Genomic DNA, 16832 nt, shown 5'->3' with positions numbered 1-16832 from the left:
CGAACTTATAGGAGGAAACCATGCTGTACAGAAAAGCTATAGTGGCAATTGCCGACGGATTGGGGGACCGCCCTCATCCATTATTAGATAATAGAACCCCCTTGGAATACGCAAAAACGCCGAACCTGGATCGTCTGGCTTCAAAAGGAATTACAGGCATGATGGATTTGATTAGTTCAGGTATTCCCGTGGGGACGGATATGGGGCATTTAATTTTATTCGGGTATCAACCCCATCATTATCCAGGACGAGGACCTATTGAAGCGTTAGGAATCGGTATGGACGTAAAGCCCGGGGATATTGTGCTTCGGTGTAATTTTGCTACGGTGGATGAGAATGGAGTCGTTGTTGATCGCCGGGCCGGACGGATTCGTGAGAAAACGGATGAAATTGCTCAAGCGATTGATGGTATGGAGCTTGAAGATGGGGTACAGGTATATGTTAAGCCGGCTACGGAACATCGGGCTGTGCTAATCATGCGTGGAGGCGGATTGAGCGATAAAATCAGCGATTCCGATCCCAAGGCCCCGAACGATGGGAAGCCTTATCATCAAGTAGAGGCTCTGGACTCCTCTGAGGAAGCCAAGAGAACGGCTCATCTTCTAAATTTATTTCTTAAGAAGGCCCACTCCATCTTGTCGTTCCATCCTGTTAATGTAGAGCGTTCTGAACAGGGGAAGCTGCCGGCTAACTTTATTCTGACAAGGGGAGCCGGTCAGGTGACTCAGCTTGAGCCCATTGTGCAGCAGCTAAATTTTAAGGGAAGCTGCATCGCAGGCGAAAGTACTGTATTAGGTGTTGCCCAATTAGCAGGGTTTAGGACTGTGACGGATAATAGAATGACAGGCAATATTGATACGGATATCGAATTAAAAGCGAGATTGGCTATTGAGGAAATTGCTAACAATGACTTGGTTTATGTTCATTTAAAGGCACCGGATATTAAAGGCCACGATAATGAACCGTTCGAGAAAGCAAGAGCGATTGAGCTGTTCGATCGTATGGTAGGTCTTATAGTCCAGCAGCTGCCCGATAATGTGTACTTGGCCTTGGCTGCCGATCATTCTACACCTTGTGAAGTAGGAGAGCATACGGGTGAACCCGTTCCGGTTCTCATCTATGGACCAAGTATCCGAAGAGATAGAGTCCAGCAATACAACGAATTAGATTGCGCATACGGTGGCTTAGGACATTTATCCGGGAGTGAGTTTATAACGACACTGCATGGATTAATGGGGTATGTGAAAAAACAGGGTAATTAGCCTATGTGTTATCCAAGGTAGAATGAGTCTAAGGTGAGTTTATAGCTTGCCAAAGCTTGAATCTACTGTCATCTGATGCCACCATAGGAACCACGATGGAAGCTGTAGTGAGCGGCCTAAATCAGCATTGAACAGGAAAAACTTAATTAAATCTATTCAGTTCGAAAGCCGAAGATGAAACAAGGATCGGTTTTTACGATGAAATTAGAACTGATTTTAGTATAGAGCGATTCAAATCAAAGCAGTTATTGCCCCATCCGTATTGCCGGACAAATTCCGGCAATACGGATTTTCTGTTTATTCTAAACAGAGGAATTACACCCACGTGCCGTTGCGCAGAAGTGGTTCCCGTACTCCGTCTGCGGTTTCTCCGTCAATGTTCAGTTCCGCTGAGCCGATCATGAAATCGACATGAGTCAGACTACTGTTGGCGCCGCGGGCAGCCAACTCCTCTTTAGTCATCGTGGTACCATCCTTGATGCACAATGGATAAGCGCTGCCAATGGCAAGATGTGAGGAAGCATTCTCATCAAAGCCTGTATTGAAGAAGATGACTTTCATCGCAGAGATGGGGGAACCATGCGGCACTAAGGCGACTTCGCCTAGATAGTGTGAGCCGTCGTCTGTTTCGATCAGCTGTTTGAGTGTTTCGTAGCCCTGCTCAGCGGTAAAGTCGACTATGCGTCCCTTTTCAAAAGTAATGGAAAAGCGGTCAATAAGATTGCCGTTATAATTGAGCGGCATGGTACTGCTGACCTTGCCGTTGACGCCGTCTTTCGTCGGCAGGGTGAAAACTTCTTCCGTAGGAAGATTCGGTACAAAGAAGTGGCCACGGTCATTATAGACCCCACCTGCAACCCACAAGTGCTCCGGGGGCAATTGTATAGACAGATCGGTTCCCGGAGCCGTGTAGTACAGCTTGCGGTAATTTTTGTTGTTGAGGAAGGCAACCCGTTCCTGCAATTCCTTAATATGCTCTTCCCAAGCACCGATGGGATCAGCACGGTCCAGGCGCGTTGCTTGAAAAATATATCCCCAGAGCTTATCTATGGCTTCAGCTACCGGCAAATCAGGAAAAACCTTGCTCGCCCAAGACGGTGTAGGTACAGACACGATAGACCAGCTAACTTTGCCTGCTTGTAAATAAGCGCGATGCTCTTTCATTGCATTCATTTGAGTTTTACTGGCTAAGCCGATCTTAACCGGATCGATGCCCTGCAGCAGCTCTGGATTTGGGGCGTGTACCGTTAGAAAAGCGGCGTCTTGGCGTGCCATCTCTGCATAACCGGCAGCTTTCCATTCGGGAAACTGTTCGAAGGCTTCATCGCGTGCATGCAAAAACCGAATTCGCCGGATCGCTTCGTCATCCCATTCTACCAGCACCTGTAAAACCCCGGACTCATAAGCCTTTTGCGCGATTTTACGCACAAAATCAACCGCAGCAATAGGTGCCGAAACAACAAGCGTCTGCCCTTCGTGAATATTCAAGCCGACCTTTAAAGCAAGCTCTGCGTATTTCTCCAGTCGTGCCTCAAAATGCTCCATCTACGCTCAGCCTCCCTGATCCCATGCAATAAATTGCATACCGTTGTAGTTACCTCCATTATACTGGGTATTCGTCGCGGATTGAAGTGACCGTTATAGACTGTACCTATTGAGATGATTTGTTTTATATATTTATGTAAATTACCAGCTTCTTGTATACTTGAAGAAAACGGCGAGAGGAAGGGTTAGAATGGGAAGCTCGGTAAAAGAACAGTTTGATGCCATTGCTAAACAATACGATCAGCAAAGAAGGCAATTGATCCCTTGCTTCGATGACTTCTACGGAGTGGCCGCTTCTTTAGCAGTTGTGCAGAATCCCCGTACTTCGGGGATCCGGATCTTGGATCTGGGTGCAGGGACGGGTCTGTTTAGCGCCTTCGTAAGGCATAAGTATCCCGATGCGGAGTTCACATTGATCGATCTAAGCGAGAAAATGATACAGACGGCACGTGAACGTTTCGGTCCTGCGACTAATGTTGAGTACATCGTTGCCGACTATACCCATTATGACTTTTCTAAACCGTATGACATTGTAATTTCGTCACTCTCCATTCATCATCTGCCGCATCCCGGCAAAAGAAAGCTATTTCATACTATTTATGATCAATTAGCGGATGGCGGGATTTTCGTCAATGCAGATCAGGCTAAGGGGAACACGCCCTATGCTGATGCCTACTATAAGCAGCAGTGGGAGGCTGGAATACAGCTTAGTGGGCTCTCCGCAGAGTCGATAGCAGCTGCTAAGGAGAGACGGAAGCTAGATATTAACGCAACGGTTAGTGAGCAAATTGAATGGCTGCAGGAAGCGGGTTTCGTAGACGCCGATTGTATGTACAAGTATATGGATTTTGCCGTTTTCTTTGCAAGAAAACAAGTGCAAGAGCATTAAAAGATAGATTTATTTAGGCTTGCGAAGCTGCAAAGCCTTGAGGTTTTGCACGGAACTGAAAGTTCCGTTATTCAGCCAGCCGCCTCCAATTTACGGCGATAGCGGAAGCCAGAATGTCGCTATTTGGGGCGAATAGGAGCACTATGCACATAAACAGAGAGATAAAGGAACTAATGGTTCCGGTATCTCTCTGTTTGTTGTGCTTTACATGAGATAAAGGAACAAGACTTCCGCTATTCTCCTCCACTTCTGTAGATGCAGCACTGCGTTTGTTTACACCATTACAGATGTTCTCTATGTTTCCTAGGATATAGCTTCCAATTGTGTCACTTGGAGGTGTAGATGTGGAATTTTGGCCGCTGATGTAGTTGTGTTACTTTACTTTTTCCAAGATCATACGGATGGTACCAGATATGGGATGTATATCGGGCAATAAGCCAATTTCTACAAAAAAAATTAGAAAAAGCGATTGTGCATCTTGTATGAACTTGTGTTCCCGCGGCTGCAGGCCTTCTATTCAATGAGCAACCACTACCTCACCCGAAGGATACTGCAAGCAGTATTTTTGTTAGGAGATTGCTTTTACATGTTTAGACACTTGACGAAAATCACATTATTTAATATAGTGATTACATACCCGTACGGGTATATGTAAAAGATTTGATTCATGAATACTAATCTCATCTCTTTTTTTTGGCTTAAAACATACCCATACAGGTATGTGGGGGTGCATGGGATTTGAACTTAATAACTTCGTAAACAGGATTAGGTGATTGCGAGTCGGGTAGCTTTTCCAATTGGCGCCAATATATTTTTAGGGGGACAATAGATGAAATTGCAAGGAATGAGTGCGGAATCTTTGGCAAAAAAGGTTTTGAACAATGAACAGATTTTTATATTAGATGTTCGTAATGAAAACGACTTTAATGATTGGAAGATCGAAGGCAAAAATGTTGAGGTAATGAATACTCCCTATTTTGAACTGCTCGAGGGGGTAGATTCCATTCTTGATAAAATTCCAGATGATCAAGAAATTCTAGTTGTATGCGCCAAGGAAGGCTCTTCAAAATTTGTAGGGGAACTATTGGTTGAACAGGGGAAACCGAACGTTTCTTATCTGATTGGCGGCATGAAATCTTGGAGTGAGCATCTGGAGCCTGTCCTAATAGGAGATTTGAAGGACGGAGGGGCGATTTATCAATTTGTTCGTATCGGCAAAGGATGCTTGTCTTACATGGTTATCTCCAATGGAGAGGCTGCTGTAATTGATGCAGTTCGGATGACCGAGGTGTTCGAGGAGTTTGCCAAGGAAAAGAATATAACGATCAAACATACTATAGATACTCATCTTCACGCAGACCATATCTCGGGGGGCAAACAATTAGCTGAAAAAACGAAGGGCTCCTACTGGCTTCCTCCCAAAGATGCAGCAGAGGTTGTATTCGATTATGAAAAGCTTGAGGAAGGCAAACACCTCGTGGTAGGGAATACGAAAATCAGCATTCAGCCGATTTATTCTCCGGGCCATACGATTGGGAGCACTTCACTACTTGTCGACAACCGATACTTGCTTTCTGGGGATATCTTATTCGTGAAGTCAATTGGTCGTCCAGATTTGGCTGGCAAAGCGGAGGATTGGGTTAAAGACCTGAGAACAACCTTATACGAGCGTTATAAAGAGCTGCCGACCGATTTGATTGTGCTTCCAGCACATTTTGGCAAGTTCACGGAGTTAGGTGATGGCGGTCAAGTGTCTGCGCGTCTTGGTGACTTGTATAGTGAAAATCCAGGTCTAAATATTCAAGACGAATCCGAATTCAGACGCACCGTTTCTGCAAATTTGCCGCCTCAGCCTAATGCTTATCAGGAAATACGGCAAACGAATATGGGTAAGTTAAGCCCAACGAATGAGGAACAACGGGAAATGGAGATTGGACCCAATCGTTGTGCGGTTCATGATTAATAATTTTATTTTGAGGAGGCAAAACAATGAACTCTAAAACCTACAAAGAGCAACAGCCGCAAGATGTTCTGGATCGTATCAACCGCAAAGAAAATGTAACCATTATCGACGTACGAGAACCGGATGAATGGGAAACGGGTCATATCCCAGGAGCTAAACATATCCCATTGGGGCAGATAGCAAGGGCACTTAACGAAGTGGATAGAAAACAAGAAGCCGTAATAGTATGCCGCAGCGGCAATCGAAGTAGTCAAGCCTGCGAATTTCTATCTTCTATGGGCTATAACGTTATAAATATGCTAGGCGGCATGTCGAAGTGGTCCGGGGATATGGAATTCGGGAAATAAATAATTTATATAAATGGAGGTCATCTACTTATGACAACACTACAGGTGAATCGAACCTTGGAATGCGAAGGGCTTGCCTGCCCACTCCCAGTGGTTCGAACCAAAAAGGCGATGGATGAAATGAAAGCTGGAGAAGTACTGGAGGTAAGGGCGACGGATAAAGGCTCTGTTGCAGATCTTAAAAGCTGGTCAAGTCGCACAGGACATCAATATGTTGGGTTAAAAGAGGACAACGGTGTATTCCGTCACTTTATTCGCAAATCGGATGCATCCCTAACAAAAGCCGAGTTGAAATATCCGCATACGGTATCGAATGATGATCTCCAAGCAAAAGTAGCTGTGGGAGAGAAGGTCCATATTCTCGATGTTCGTGAACCGGCAGAATACGCATTCGGACATATTCCTGGAGCGATATCCATTCCGCTTGGAGAACTGGAAGAGAAGATAGCTCAGCTTAATAGAAGCAACGAATATTATGTCGTTTGCCGTACTGGAAATCGGAGTGATATGGCCTGTCAAATGCTTACTGAACAAGGGTTCACAAGCATTATTAATGTAGCACCCGGTATGTCTGAGTGGGCTCATGATATTGAAAAGGACCAATAAGAGAAAACGAATTTGGAGGAGGAAACGTATATGGGAAATTTAATAGTAGATGCAAAAGGGCTTGCTTGCCCGTTGCCGATTGTGAAAGCCAAAAAAGGAATCGATTCTTTGGAATCAGGGCAAATTATGGAGCTGCAAACGACAGATAAAGGCTCAATGAAGGATTTTCAGGCTTGGGTGAATCGAACCAATCATGAGCTTATTGAAGCCAAAGAAGATAATGGAGTGTTTACGTTTATAGTCAAAAAAACATAAGAGGAGCAAGTTCATGGGTTGTTAAGATGACAATGGGGGATGAAATAATGGAAACAAAAGAAAAATCAACTATCATACTTTTTAGCGGAGAATTAGATAAAGCTATTGCTGCATTTATTATTGCAAACGGCGCTGCCGCTTATGATCACGAAGTAACTATTTTCTTTACCTTTTGGGGGCTTAACGCTCTGCGTAAGGATGAAAAGATTAGGTTGAAAAAGGGTTGGCTTGAGAATATGTTTGCGAAGATGATGCCTCGTGGCGCGAATAAGCTTGGATTATCCAAAATGAATTTTGGTGGAATGGGGCCTAAAATGATCAAGCATGTAATGAACAAACATAATGCTTTATCCTTACCGCAATTAATTGAACTGGCCCAAGAACAAAATATAAAATTAGTAGCTTGTACGATGACTATGGACTTACTTGGTTTACAAAAGGAAGAATTAATCGATGGCATTGAGTATGCTGGGGTTGCTGCATATCTGGGTGATGCAGCAGATGCTAAAGTGAATTTGTTTATTTAAACAGCATGTCCTCCATACGTTGTTTTTATAAAGAATATCGGTAATAATATACCTATACCGGTATGTAATAATGGGGAGGCGTAAAATGAAATACGATGAGGATGTAAAGAAGAGATTAAAGCGTGTAGAAGGCCAAATCCGCGGTGTATTGAGAATGATGGAGGAAGAGCAGAACTGCAAGGACGTTGTGAGCCAGCTGTCAGCCGTCAGAAACGCAGCGGATAAGGCCATTGCTTATATCGTGGCGGTAAATTTGGAGCAATGCATTGTTGAAGAAAAGGAAGCCGGCCGAGATACTAGTAAAATGGTGAGACAAGCAGTGGAATTGTTAGTCAAAAGCCGGTAAACAGCGGACAATAAACTTTAAACTCAGGTGGAATTAGGTTCTGGGAAGTTGAAATTATAAATGAAAAAAATCATTAGCGATTATAATTGCTAATGATTTTTTTTTGCATATTCACCCTATCCTTATTTATTTGACGAATTGTTTGAGAGGCTCTTTGCAGACGGGACATCTGTCCATAATGGTTCATTAAATGGGCTTTACAGGGGTAAAGAGTCCTTATGGTATAATGTAGGCATTCACTATGGATTAGTTTTGGAGGGGTGTGGGGTTAGTGGAGTATGCTAAAGTGTTTATTATAAATATAAGTATTCTGACTACATTGACTTATACAGCGATGTTAGTACATAAATATTTGCTTTCACAGGCTTCAGGAGTATTGAAGTATGCTCTTTCTGTCTTGCTCGCTATCGGCGCAGGATGGTTGACGATGGTGTATAGCTTTGATGTTGGCCCCGATATTAAATTCGATTTGCGGTTTCTGCCCTTAATCATTTGTACATTGGTCTATTCGAATCCAATTACTCTGCTTGTTATTGGTGTTGGAATAGGAGTGGCCCGTCTTACATTTGGTTTACAGAGCGCGGCTTGGGCAGGCTGCTTAAATATGGTGCTTCTGGGTGTACTTTGTGTAATTTTAAATATCTTATTAAAGAAAGTAGATTGGAGCTTTTGGGCCAAAATTACAGTTGTAATTCTTGCGGTTAATTTAGCCAATTGTGTGAATGTAGCGTTACTTGGAACCATTCAAATAGAAATGTATGTAAGCCAAATTGTTCCGGCGATCCTTCCGGCAAGCATCCTTCTGAGCTTTTTTTATATGTTTATGCTCAGTGATTTTCATTTGGAACGACGTAGAGTGGCTGATGTTCAGATTGCGCATGACTCTCTGCAGAGGCAAACCGAACAACTGATTGCAACGCGCAAAATATTAGAGGAGAAGGCACATCAGCTGATGCTTTCCTCTCAATACAAATCAGAATTTCTAGCTAATATGTCGCATGAGCTGAGAACCCCTTTAAACAGTATTATTGCCCTCTCCCAATTTATTAGCGATGCAGATAAACAGGAGGACGGATCGGAGACAGCCGAGTATGCGGCCATTATTCATTCTTCAGGGCAGGAGCTGCTGAGGCTGATCGATGATATTTTGGATCTATCGAAGGTTGAGGCAGGACGGATGGAAATTTTGAATGAAGAAGTCATTATTAGTGAAATCACTTATGTAATGGAATATAGCTTTCGCCATATAGCGGAGCAGAAGGGGCTCGAATTTGCGATTCAAGAGGAGCCAGAGCTGCCCTCTCTTATTCATACGGATGCGCTACGATTACAGCAAATTTTGCGGAATTTGCTTTCCAATGCCTTCAAATTTACGGCACATGGAAGCGTAATACTCAGGGTGTGGAAGCCTGAGCCGAGGGATGAGGGGTTGTCTGGGGAGTGGGTGGCCTTTTCCGTAAGTGATACGGGAATTGGAATACCAGAGAAGATGCAGGAGCCTATATTTGAGGCATTCCAGCAGGCTGACGGCTCGATTAGCCGCCAGTATGGGGGGACCGGGCTTGGGCTGTCGATTAGCCGCGCATTAACCGGCTTGCTCGGTGGACGGTTGAAATTAAGCAGCACAGCAGGGAAGGGCAGTACCTTCACCTTATATTTGCCAATTCGTTAACGGGCTCTTGCTAGAACCTATAAGTAAAAACTACAAGCTTCCCAAGACCACTGTGAAAGTGGGGGGAGGCTTTTTTTGTATAAAAAAATCAAAGCTTTATAAAAATCCTAAAAAAATTACAAATAATTCTAAAACCAATCGTGTTACGTTCTTCAAACAAATTCTTTACAATTAGTTTTGTCAGTCAAATGAAAACACTTACATCAGGATATAGCAAGAGGGAGGATAAAGAATTGAAAGCAATGAAACGAATTGCGCTTTCCATCGACAGCTTTTTTGAAAACTTTTCGATGGTGGCGCTGCTGGCCATGATTTTGATCGTAACCGTTCAGGTAATGACGCGCAAGTTGTTTAATTTTGTGTTGTACTGGTCAGAAGAGGTGACGCTTTTGCTGTTAGTGTGGTTTTCTTTTCTCGGTATTGCTATCGGATTCCGAGAGAAGCTGCACATGGCAATCGACACGTTTACGAGCAAATTACCGCCAAGATGGAACTGGGTTCTGGACCGGTTTATCTATGCGAGTACATTTGCCTTCGGTGTGTACTTGGTCATATCCGGAGCCGAGTTTACGGTGCTGATGAATGAAAGCACACTCGCAGCCACCAAGCTGCCCAATAGCGTTATTTATGTGATTATGCCAATCACAGGCGTATTGGTATGCATATATTCATTTCTGCAGTTTATCGGTATTGAAACCAAAAGGCATTACGGTATAGAAGAGGGTGAGCACTAGTGGAAGAAACAACAATTGCCGTATTGATTCTGAGTATTAGCTTCGTGCTGTTTATGGTCCTGAGGTTTCCGATTTCTCTAACCTTGGCTTTATCCACGCTGCTAACGGTAATGTATTTGGAAATACCGCTAGCGGTAGTCGGACAACGGATGGTTCAAGGTATAAGCTCCTACTCGCTGTTGACGATCCCCTTCTTTATTTTGGCAGGTCATATGATGAGTGAAGGAAAGCTGGCCTTGCGGCTCGTCAACTTCGCGCAGTTGATCGTTGGAAGGGTTCGCGGTGGGTTGGCAATGGTTAACTCGGTGGCGTGCATGTTTTTTGGAAATATTTCCGGATCTGCCGTCGCAGACGTATCCTCCATCGGTTCAGTTATGATACCAATGATGAAGAAAAAAGGGTATGATACCGATTATGCAGTCGGTGTAACCGTTTCCTCAGCCATTCAAGGTGTTGTCGTACCGCCAAGTCACAATCTTGTGCTGTATTCCTTGGCTGCTGGTGGCGGAGTGTCGATTGCAAGCCTGTTCTTAGCGGGGATTGTACCTGGGCTCATTCTTTGTGTGTCTTTGATGGCAACAAGCTATGTTTACGCAATTAAGCGTGGATATGCTAAGGGAGACCCTATACAGCGCAAGGATGTTCCCAAAATAGTTCTTGATGGTGTGATGTCTCTATTAACGGCTGCCATCATATTGGGAGGTATTTTTACAGGTTGGTTTACTGCAACGGAATCCGGAGCGCTTGCCTGCTTGTATGCATTCATTCTAACGTTTATTGTGTACCGTGATATTCCGATTAGTCGGATGTGGTTAATTCTAAAGAAAACATTTCGCACAGTGTCGATGGTGTTATTCTTGATTGCCGCTTCTGATGCATTCAGTTGGTTATTAGCTTACTTGAAAATCCCAGGCATGGTAACCGATCTGATGCTGGGCATTTCCGACAGTCCGATTATCATTTTGCTTATTATTAATATATTGCTTCTAATTTTGGGGGCACCTATGGATATGGCGCCGCTGATCCTGATCATGACGCCGATTTTACTGCCAGTGGTCACTCATTTGGGTATGGATCCTGTACACTTCGGTATTATTATGATGCTGAATTTGGGGATCGGGTTGTTAACACCTCCGGTAGGAACGGTGCTGTTCGTAGGCTGTGCAATAGGCAAAATCTCGATCAGCCAGGGCACGAAAGCAATGATGCCATTTTTCTATGTGATGTGCGTGGTCTTGTTAGTGTTAACGTATATACCTGATTTAGTCATGTGGCTGCCTAATATGATGAAGCATTGACGAACGATCCAGTATGCAAGGCCGGGGTTAAGAGGACTCTTGACCCCCTATGTAGGAAAATAAACTACAAAGTAAAGGGGTAATTAAAAATGAAAACGTTAACTAGAACGGTAAGCATTATTTCCAGCTTGGTCATAGCAGGAGGTTTACTTGCAGGCTGCGGGAGTAAAGAAACACCTACAAATGCTGCTGGAGGAGAAAAGAAGGACGAAGGGAAGAAGTATACCTTTCGGTTGGCTGATACGCATCCTGCTGATTATCCGACAGTAATTGGGGATAAGAAGTTTGCTGATCTTGTTAATGAACGGACTAAGGGACGGATTAAAATCGATGTATTCCCGGCTTCCCAGCTGGGAGAAGAGAAAGCTGTTCTGGAGCAGGTGCAGCTTGGAGCTATTGAGTTTACTCGCGTAAGCAGCGGGCCTCTGGCTGAATTCAATAAAAACTATGGTGTATTCAGCTTGCCTTATGTATTCGATAATGATCAGCACTTATGGAAATTCCTTGAAAGCGAGCCCGCTAATAAATTGCTGGACAGCTTGGAAAGCTCCAAGATGAAAGGCTTGGCTTATTACAGCTCTGGGGCACGTAATTTCTACTCCCGCAAGCCACTAACTAGCTTGGCCGATGTAAAAGGGCAGAAAATCCGTGTCATTCAGAATAAAATCAACATCGATTTGATGAGCGCGCTTGGTGCTAATGCTACGCCTATGGCTTACGGAGAAGTATTTAGTTCGCTGCAGACTGGCGTTATCGACGCTGCTGAGAACAATTACCCGAGCTATCAATCCTCCAACCATTTTGAAGTGGCCAAGAATTTGATTCTGGATGGTCATCAGCGTGTTCCGGAAGTGCTTCTGATCAGCCAAGCTGCTTGGAATAAGCTGTCTGAAGATGATCGTAAAATTATTAAGCAAGCGGCATTGGATTCCGTCAAAACCCAACGTGAATCATGGGATAAATACGAGAAGGAAGCCGAAGATAAAGTGCGTGCTGCCGGCGTAAAGATCACCGAAGTAAAGGATGTTAAGCCTTGGCAGGATGCGGTTAAACCGGTAATCGATAAGTACCGCGCTGAATACAAAGAAGTGCTGGAACAAATCGACGCCGCTCGCAAAAAATAATTTTTCGCTCCCCCTAGCGTGCTCCCTGTTATTTTCAGGGGACACGCTATTTTACTTCTGTTACTATGTTTGTATAAGTGTTCTGTTGGCGATTTTTATCGGGTTTTGTACGTTCGATTTGATATTGATCTGTAAGCCTATAATCAATATTTTCTTTCTATTTATTTTCAAGCGTGATTGAAAATTAAAGGGTTGTTGTCGACGGTGGAGACGGAGGGCTCAGCAAGTTTTGGAGAAACGCCAGTGTTCGCCTTTGTTATTTTGTTGTCACCCTATGAAATTACTATTCGAAACAACAAAATAACAACAGTGATCGGAAAAATTTGCTGAAGCCTGTAGTCGATTAAAGTCGATACCCTATTGGTTTTCACATCACGCCCCCTCCGGAGGCGACAATCATGCAAGCATGGAAACGAGCGTCGGACTGGTTCCAACGCTATATTTTACTTCGAAATCTGCCGCTCACCAGCAAAATGTTTTTCTACTCCGCGCTGATTGTCGTATTTCCGATGCTGCTGGTCGGACTGATATCCTACGAACGCTCATCTGAGGTATTGGAGCAGGAAGCAGGACAGTACAGCTGGCAAATTATCGAGCAGGTGAAGACGCATGTCGAGTACTATGTGCGTGACTTTGAGATCAATACGCTGCGTATTATTAACCATCCCGATATGGTGAGATTCCTGAGAATGAGAACGTTAGAAGAGGTACAGCAGAGCGGGATACGGGATGAGATTGAGCAGGTGCTGAAAAATGCGACTTATTCAAGATCGGATATATCGAATATTACGGTCATTTTGAATGATGTGCAGGTTGTGGATGCAACGGAATTTAATAGCCCTACTCCTGTAGATGAACTCGAAAAGGAGTATTGGTATCCCAATATTCCACTCGATGGATCTCCAAGACTGATCAGTCGAGTTATCAAATGGCCAGATCGTCAGGAACAGGTTATTTCTATCGTGCGTCGCTTAATAAGCCCCCATACGCTCGATCCGATCGGTGTCATGATTATGGACGTCAATTTTAAACGAATTCAGGAAATTACCGAGATGGTGAGCATTGGACGGACGGGGTTCCTATATATTCTTGATGCACAGAACCATTATGTGTACCATCCTGACATGCAGCAAGTTGGCAAGCGTGCCAGTGATATCAATATCGGCTACATGCTGCAACATGATAGCGGCTCGATGATTACGATGGGAAAGCCGAATAATTTTCTCACTTACAGCTTATCTCCTTATTTAGGTTGGCGCCTAGTGACCTCAATTCCTTATAAGGAGCTAACCAATGGGGTGAATTATATTGGTCATACCATCTTTTGGACGCTATTGGTGACATTGATTGTAGCCTATTTGCTGGGGATCGGGTTTGCGACCAGCTTGCTTCAGCCGATTCGAAGGCTGCATCATTTTATGAAAAAGGTTGAAGTCGGGGACTTTTCAGGTAAGCTGGAGGTGACCTCCAAGGATGAGCTGGGGCTGTTGACGCATGGCTTTAATAAAATGGTTGAGAAGCTTGAGGGTCTGCTTGAGGAAATCTACTTTACTCATTTACGAGAAACAGAGGCTTCCTTACGTCAAAAAGAAACAGAGCTCAAGGTTCTACAGTCGCAGATGAATCCTCATTTCTTATATAATTCGCTGGAAACACTTCGAGGTATGGCGCTGGATAAAGATATGGATGACATTGCCGAAATGTCGGCTTCGTTAGCCAAGCTGCTGCGCTATAATTTGAAGAATGACTCTCCGACGGTCAGCCTGCGGGAAGAACTCCGTTTTTGTGAAGTCTATTTGAAGATTCAGAAGTTCCGGTTTGAGGAGAGATTGGAATATGAGCTGGATGTACCGGAGTGGGCGCTGGACCAGAGCATTGTTAAATTCTCGCTGCAACCAATCGTGGAGAACAGTATGATTCATGGCATCGAGCCGGGCATTGGTCTCATGCATATCCGTATATCTGCGGTAAGAGATACGGAGGGAACATTTTTCGTTGCTGTAAGAGATACTGGCGTTGGCATGTCCGAAGAGCAGCTTAGCCATATCCATCAAGATTTGGAAGGCAAGGATGTTCTGTCAGGAGGCGATCACATCGGAATCGTTAATGTTCATAGACGTATTGCTTATTTGTATGGTAAAGACTACGGGGTGACCTTAAACAGCATTACAGGAAAAGGAACGGCGGTACGTATTCGAATTCCTTTTGTGGAGGAGAGCGGTAAGACGGTTCCCATAACTTCGGAAGGAAGTATTCATGCCCTATCCTAAATTTCCAATGAATCAGTCAGGCGTTAGCTTATAACGGACTAAAGGAGGCGGGCAATGAAATGTATCAAGTGTTATTGGTGGATGACGAACGGTGGGTACGTACCTCGCTGAAGCGGGTGCTTGAGAAAACAGAGCTGCCCTTTTCCGTAGCGAAGGAAGCTTCGAACGGTCTTGAGGCGTTGGATTGGCTGGAGGATCATGAGGCGGATCTCATTCTGACGGATGTACGGATGCCAGTTATGGAAGGATTGGCTTTTGTTCAAGAGGTGCGGAAGCAAGACAGCGGGCAGCAAGTTATCCTAGTCAGCGGTTATGATGATTTTCAATATGTACAGCAAGCGCTTAGGCTAGGGGTCATTGATTATTTACTTAAGCCGGTTGAAATGGAAGACATGCGTCGATGTCTGGTCAAATGGATGGAGCATAAACAAGCTCAACAGCTCGATCGAACCATGGCCATCAAGGCAACGAATGAAGATAAGCTACACAAATCATCTATAGAGCAAGTAAAGGAGTACATCCAGGCTCACCTGGCCGGAGACATTACTTTGACCGAGGCGGCAGCACGGGTTCATCTAAATCCAAGCTATTTAAGCCAATTGTTTAAGCAGCAATTAAATCGTAATTTCGTTGATTATATCGTCGAAGTACGGATGGAGGCTGCCAAAAGGCTGCTGTGCTGCACCTCTCTGCGGATCAATGAAGTTGCTGATCGGGTAGGTTATGCGGATGTCGCGTATTTCAGCAATACGTTTAAAAAGTGGAATGGTTGTACGCCATCGGAATTCCGCAAGGATCAGGCTAGAGCGGGAGCTTCCCAGCAAGATTTGAAATCATAGGCTGATTTATCCGAAGAAAAGCGCGAGGGGTTCGACCGGCCGCCATACACCACCGCAACGCGCGCGTTGGAAGCCTATTATAATAGATTTACGAGAAGATTTTCGCGTGAAGCTCTTGTTGTATTCCATGCTAGGATACGTGAAAAAGCAGGCTATAGGGCCTGCTTTTTTGTCTCGGATATTCATTTTAACGACTTCGTTTTCATTTGGAGGTTCTGAGTTAATTGATTCATTTGCAGCAGTAATTGCGTATATTGTTCGTTTGAAAGACTAAAATGCGGAATACATGTCTCAGGAATACAGATAGCCTTTTTTTTGAGTTCTTGGCCTGCCTCTGTCAGTTCAACAAACACCATGCGTTCATCAGATTTGGAGCGTTGCCGGTTAACTAAACCGGAATCCTCCATCCTTTTTAACATAGGCGTCAATGTCCCCGAATCCAAATATAAGATTTCTCCAATTTCCTTGATCGTGCATGTTTGTTTCTCCCATAAAACCATAAGAACCAGATACTGCGGATACGTTATTCCCAATTCATTAAGTAAGGGACGGTATAGATTGGTTATTTCCCGTGAGCAAGCATAAATTGAAAAACAAAGCTGATTCTCTAGCTTAAGCAACTCGTCTTGGTTCATTCTAAAGGTTCACCATTCACCAATTTTTTAATATCTTGCTCAATAGCTTCGGGTTCCATTCTTGCAGGATACTGTTTGACTACTTGACCTTCCTGATTAACCAGGAATTTGACAAAGTTCCATTCAATATCACCTGTATGATGCGGAGCGGGTACATTATTAACCAAATAATCAAACAGCGGGTGAGCATTTTCTCCCTTTACATCAACTTTAGCAAAAAGAGGGAAGGTAACCTTATAGTTCAATTCACAGAAGCTCTTAATCTCTTCATTAGTTCCAGGCTCTTGATTCTTAAACTGATTGCTTGGAAAACCTAACACCGTAACCCCGGAATTTTTATAAGTATCGTAGATGTGCTGCAAACCTGTATATTGTGGAGTAAGTCCACAACCGCTGGCGGTATTAACTATGAGGAGAATGTCTCCTTTGTAATCGGAAAGAGCTTTTTCTTCTGAAGTAATAGTTGTAACAGAGTAATCGTAAACGGACATGGTAGAACCTCCTAATTAAATTCAAGTAA

At 44.0% G+C, this 16832-nt stretch carries 17 protein-coding genes; 14 read left to right on the top strand and 3 right to left on the bottom strand.

The annotated features are described in order from the left end of the window. The first annotated feature begins 20 nt into the window (after window positions 1-20). On the top strand, window positions 21-1262 hold the full coding sequence (locus GC093_RS10445) for a 2,3-bisphosphoglycerate-independent phosphoglycerate mutase (RefSeq protein WP_171651812.1): 1242 nt from the start codon (window positions 21-23) through the stop codon (window positions 1260-1262). Window positions 1263-1577: 315 nt separating this feature from the next. Here GC093_RS10445 and GC093_RS10440 read toward each other — a convergent pair whose 3' ends face one another. Next, the gene (locus GC093_RS10440; protein WP_171651811.1) at window positions 1578-2807 is read right to left on the bottom strand and encodes an aminopeptidase; all 1230 of its coding nucleotides are present in this window, start codon (window positions 2805-2807) and stop codon (window positions 1578-1580) included. Window positions 2808-2997: 190 nt separating this feature from the next. On the opposite strand from GC093_RS10440, the gene GC093_RS10435 reads away from it, so the two are divergent. From GC093_RS10435 to GC093_RS10375, 13 genes are all read left to right on the top strand, one after another. After that, a complete protein-coding gene (locus tag GC093_RS10435; RefSeq protein WP_171651810.1) occupies window positions 2998-3696 on the top strand; it encodes a class I SAM-dependent methyltransferase in 699 nt (232 codons plus the stop codon). 829 nt (window positions 3697-4525) lie between these two features. Further along, window positions 4526-5659, top strand: a complete 1134-nt coding sequence (locus GC093_RS10430) for an MBL fold metallo-hydrolase (protein WP_171651809.1) — start codon at window positions 4526-4528, stop codon at window positions 5657-5659. A 26-nt stretch (window positions 5660-5685) separates the two neighbouring features. Beyond that, window positions 5686-6006: a rhodanese-like domain-containing protein gene (locus GC093_RS10425; protein WP_171651808.1), complete on the top strand. Its 321-nt coding sequence runs from the start codon at window positions 5686-5688 to the stop codon at window positions 6004-6006. Window positions 6007-6036: 30 nt separating this feature from the next. Then, entirely contained in the window at window positions 6037-6612 is a 576-nt protein-coding gene (locus GC093_RS10420; RefSeq protein WP_171651807.1) for a sulfurtransferase TusA family protein, read from the top strand. A gap of 30 nt (window positions 6613-6642) precedes the next feature. After that, window positions 6643-6867 (top strand): sulfurtransferase TusA family protein, encoded by a 225-nt coding sequence (locus GC093_RS10415; RefSeq protein ID WP_171651806.1) that lies wholly within the window; start codon window positions 6643-6645, stop codon window positions 6865-6867. A 47-nt stretch (window positions 6868-6914) separates the two neighbouring features. Beyond that, complete coding sequence (locus GC093_RS10410; protein WP_171651805.1) at window positions 6915-7394, top strand: DsrE/DsrF/DrsH-like family protein; 480 nt, start codon at window positions 6915-6917, stop codon at window positions 7392-7394. An 85-nt stretch (window positions 7395-7479) separates the two neighbouring features. After that, window positions 7480-7740 carry a metal-sensitive transcriptional regulator gene (locus GC093_RS10405; RefSeq protein WP_171651804.1) on the top strand — a complete coding sequence of 87 codons (261 nt, stop codon included), beginning with the start codon at window positions 7480-7482 and terminating at the stop codon, window positions 7738-7740. A gap of 271 nt (window positions 7741-8011) precedes the next feature. Then, window positions 8012-9412 (top strand): sensor histidine kinase, encoded by a 1401-nt coding sequence (locus GC093_RS10400; RefSeq protein WP_171651803.1) that lies wholly within the window; start codon window positions 8012-8014, stop codon window positions 9410-9412. A 242-nt stretch (window positions 9413-9654) separates the two neighbouring features. Next, window positions 9655-10146 carry a TRAP transporter small permease gene (locus GC093_RS10395; RefSeq protein WP_246314037.1) on the top strand — a complete coding sequence of 164 codons (492 nt, stop codon included), beginning with the start codon at window positions 9655-9657 and terminating at the stop codon, window positions 10144-10146. Continuing rightward, window positions 10146-11444 carry a TRAP transporter large permease gene (locus tag GC093_RS10390; protein WP_171651801.1) on the top strand — a complete coding sequence of 433 codons (1299 nt, stop codon included), beginning with the start codon at window positions 10146-10148 and terminating at the stop codon, window positions 11442-11444. The genes GC093_RS10395 and GC093_RS10390 overlap by 1 nt, the downstream gene beginning before the upstream one ends. Before the next feature lie 89 nt (window positions 11445-11533). Beyond that, window positions 11534-12568: a TRAP transporter substrate-binding protein gene (locus GC093_RS10385; RefSeq protein ID WP_171651800.1), complete on the top strand. Its 1035-nt coding sequence runs from the start codon at window positions 11534-11536 to the stop codon at window positions 12566-12568. Between the two features lie 398 nt (window positions 12569-12966). Then, the gene (locus tag GC093_RS10380; protein WP_171651799.1) at window positions 12967-14838 is read left to right on the top strand and encodes a sensor histidine kinase; all 1872 of its coding nucleotides are present in this window, start codon (window positions 12967-12969) and stop codon (window positions 14836-14838) included. Window positions 14839-14897: 59 nt separating this feature from the next. Next, the gene (locus tag GC093_RS10375; protein WP_171651798.1) at window positions 14898-15677 is read left to right on the top strand and encodes a response regulator transcription factor; all 780 of its coding nucleotides are present in this window, start codon (window positions 14898-14900) and stop codon (window positions 15675-15677) included. A 182-nt stretch (window positions 15678-15859) separates the two neighbouring features. Here GC093_RS10375 and GC093_RS10370 read toward each other — a convergent pair whose 3' ends face one another. Both GC093_RS10370 and GC093_RS10365 read right to left on the bottom strand, forming a co-directional pair. After that, window positions 15860-16312 carry a MarR family winged helix-turn-helix transcriptional regulator gene (locus tag GC093_RS10370; protein ID WP_171651797.1) on the bottom strand — a complete coding sequence of 151 codons (453 nt, stop codon included), beginning with the start codon at window positions 16310-16312 and terminating at the stop codon, window positions 15860-15862. After that, on the bottom strand, window positions 16309-16803 hold the full coding sequence (locus tag GC093_RS10365) for a glutathione peroxidase (protein ID WP_171651796.1): 495 nt from the start codon (window positions 16801-16803) through the stop codon (window positions 16309-16311). Before GC093_RS10365 ends, GC093_RS10370 begins: the two co-directional genes overlap by 4 nt. Window positions 16804-16832 lie beyond the last annotated feature (29 nt).

Source organism: Paenibacillus foliorum (genome assembly GCF_013141765.1).
In the GTDB taxonomy this organism is placed as follows: domain Bacteria; phylum Bacillota; class Bacilli; order Paenibacillales; family NBRC-103111; genus Paenibacillus_S; species Paenibacillus_S foliorum.
This window is presented reverse-complemented; position numbering and strand designations above follow the sequence as displayed.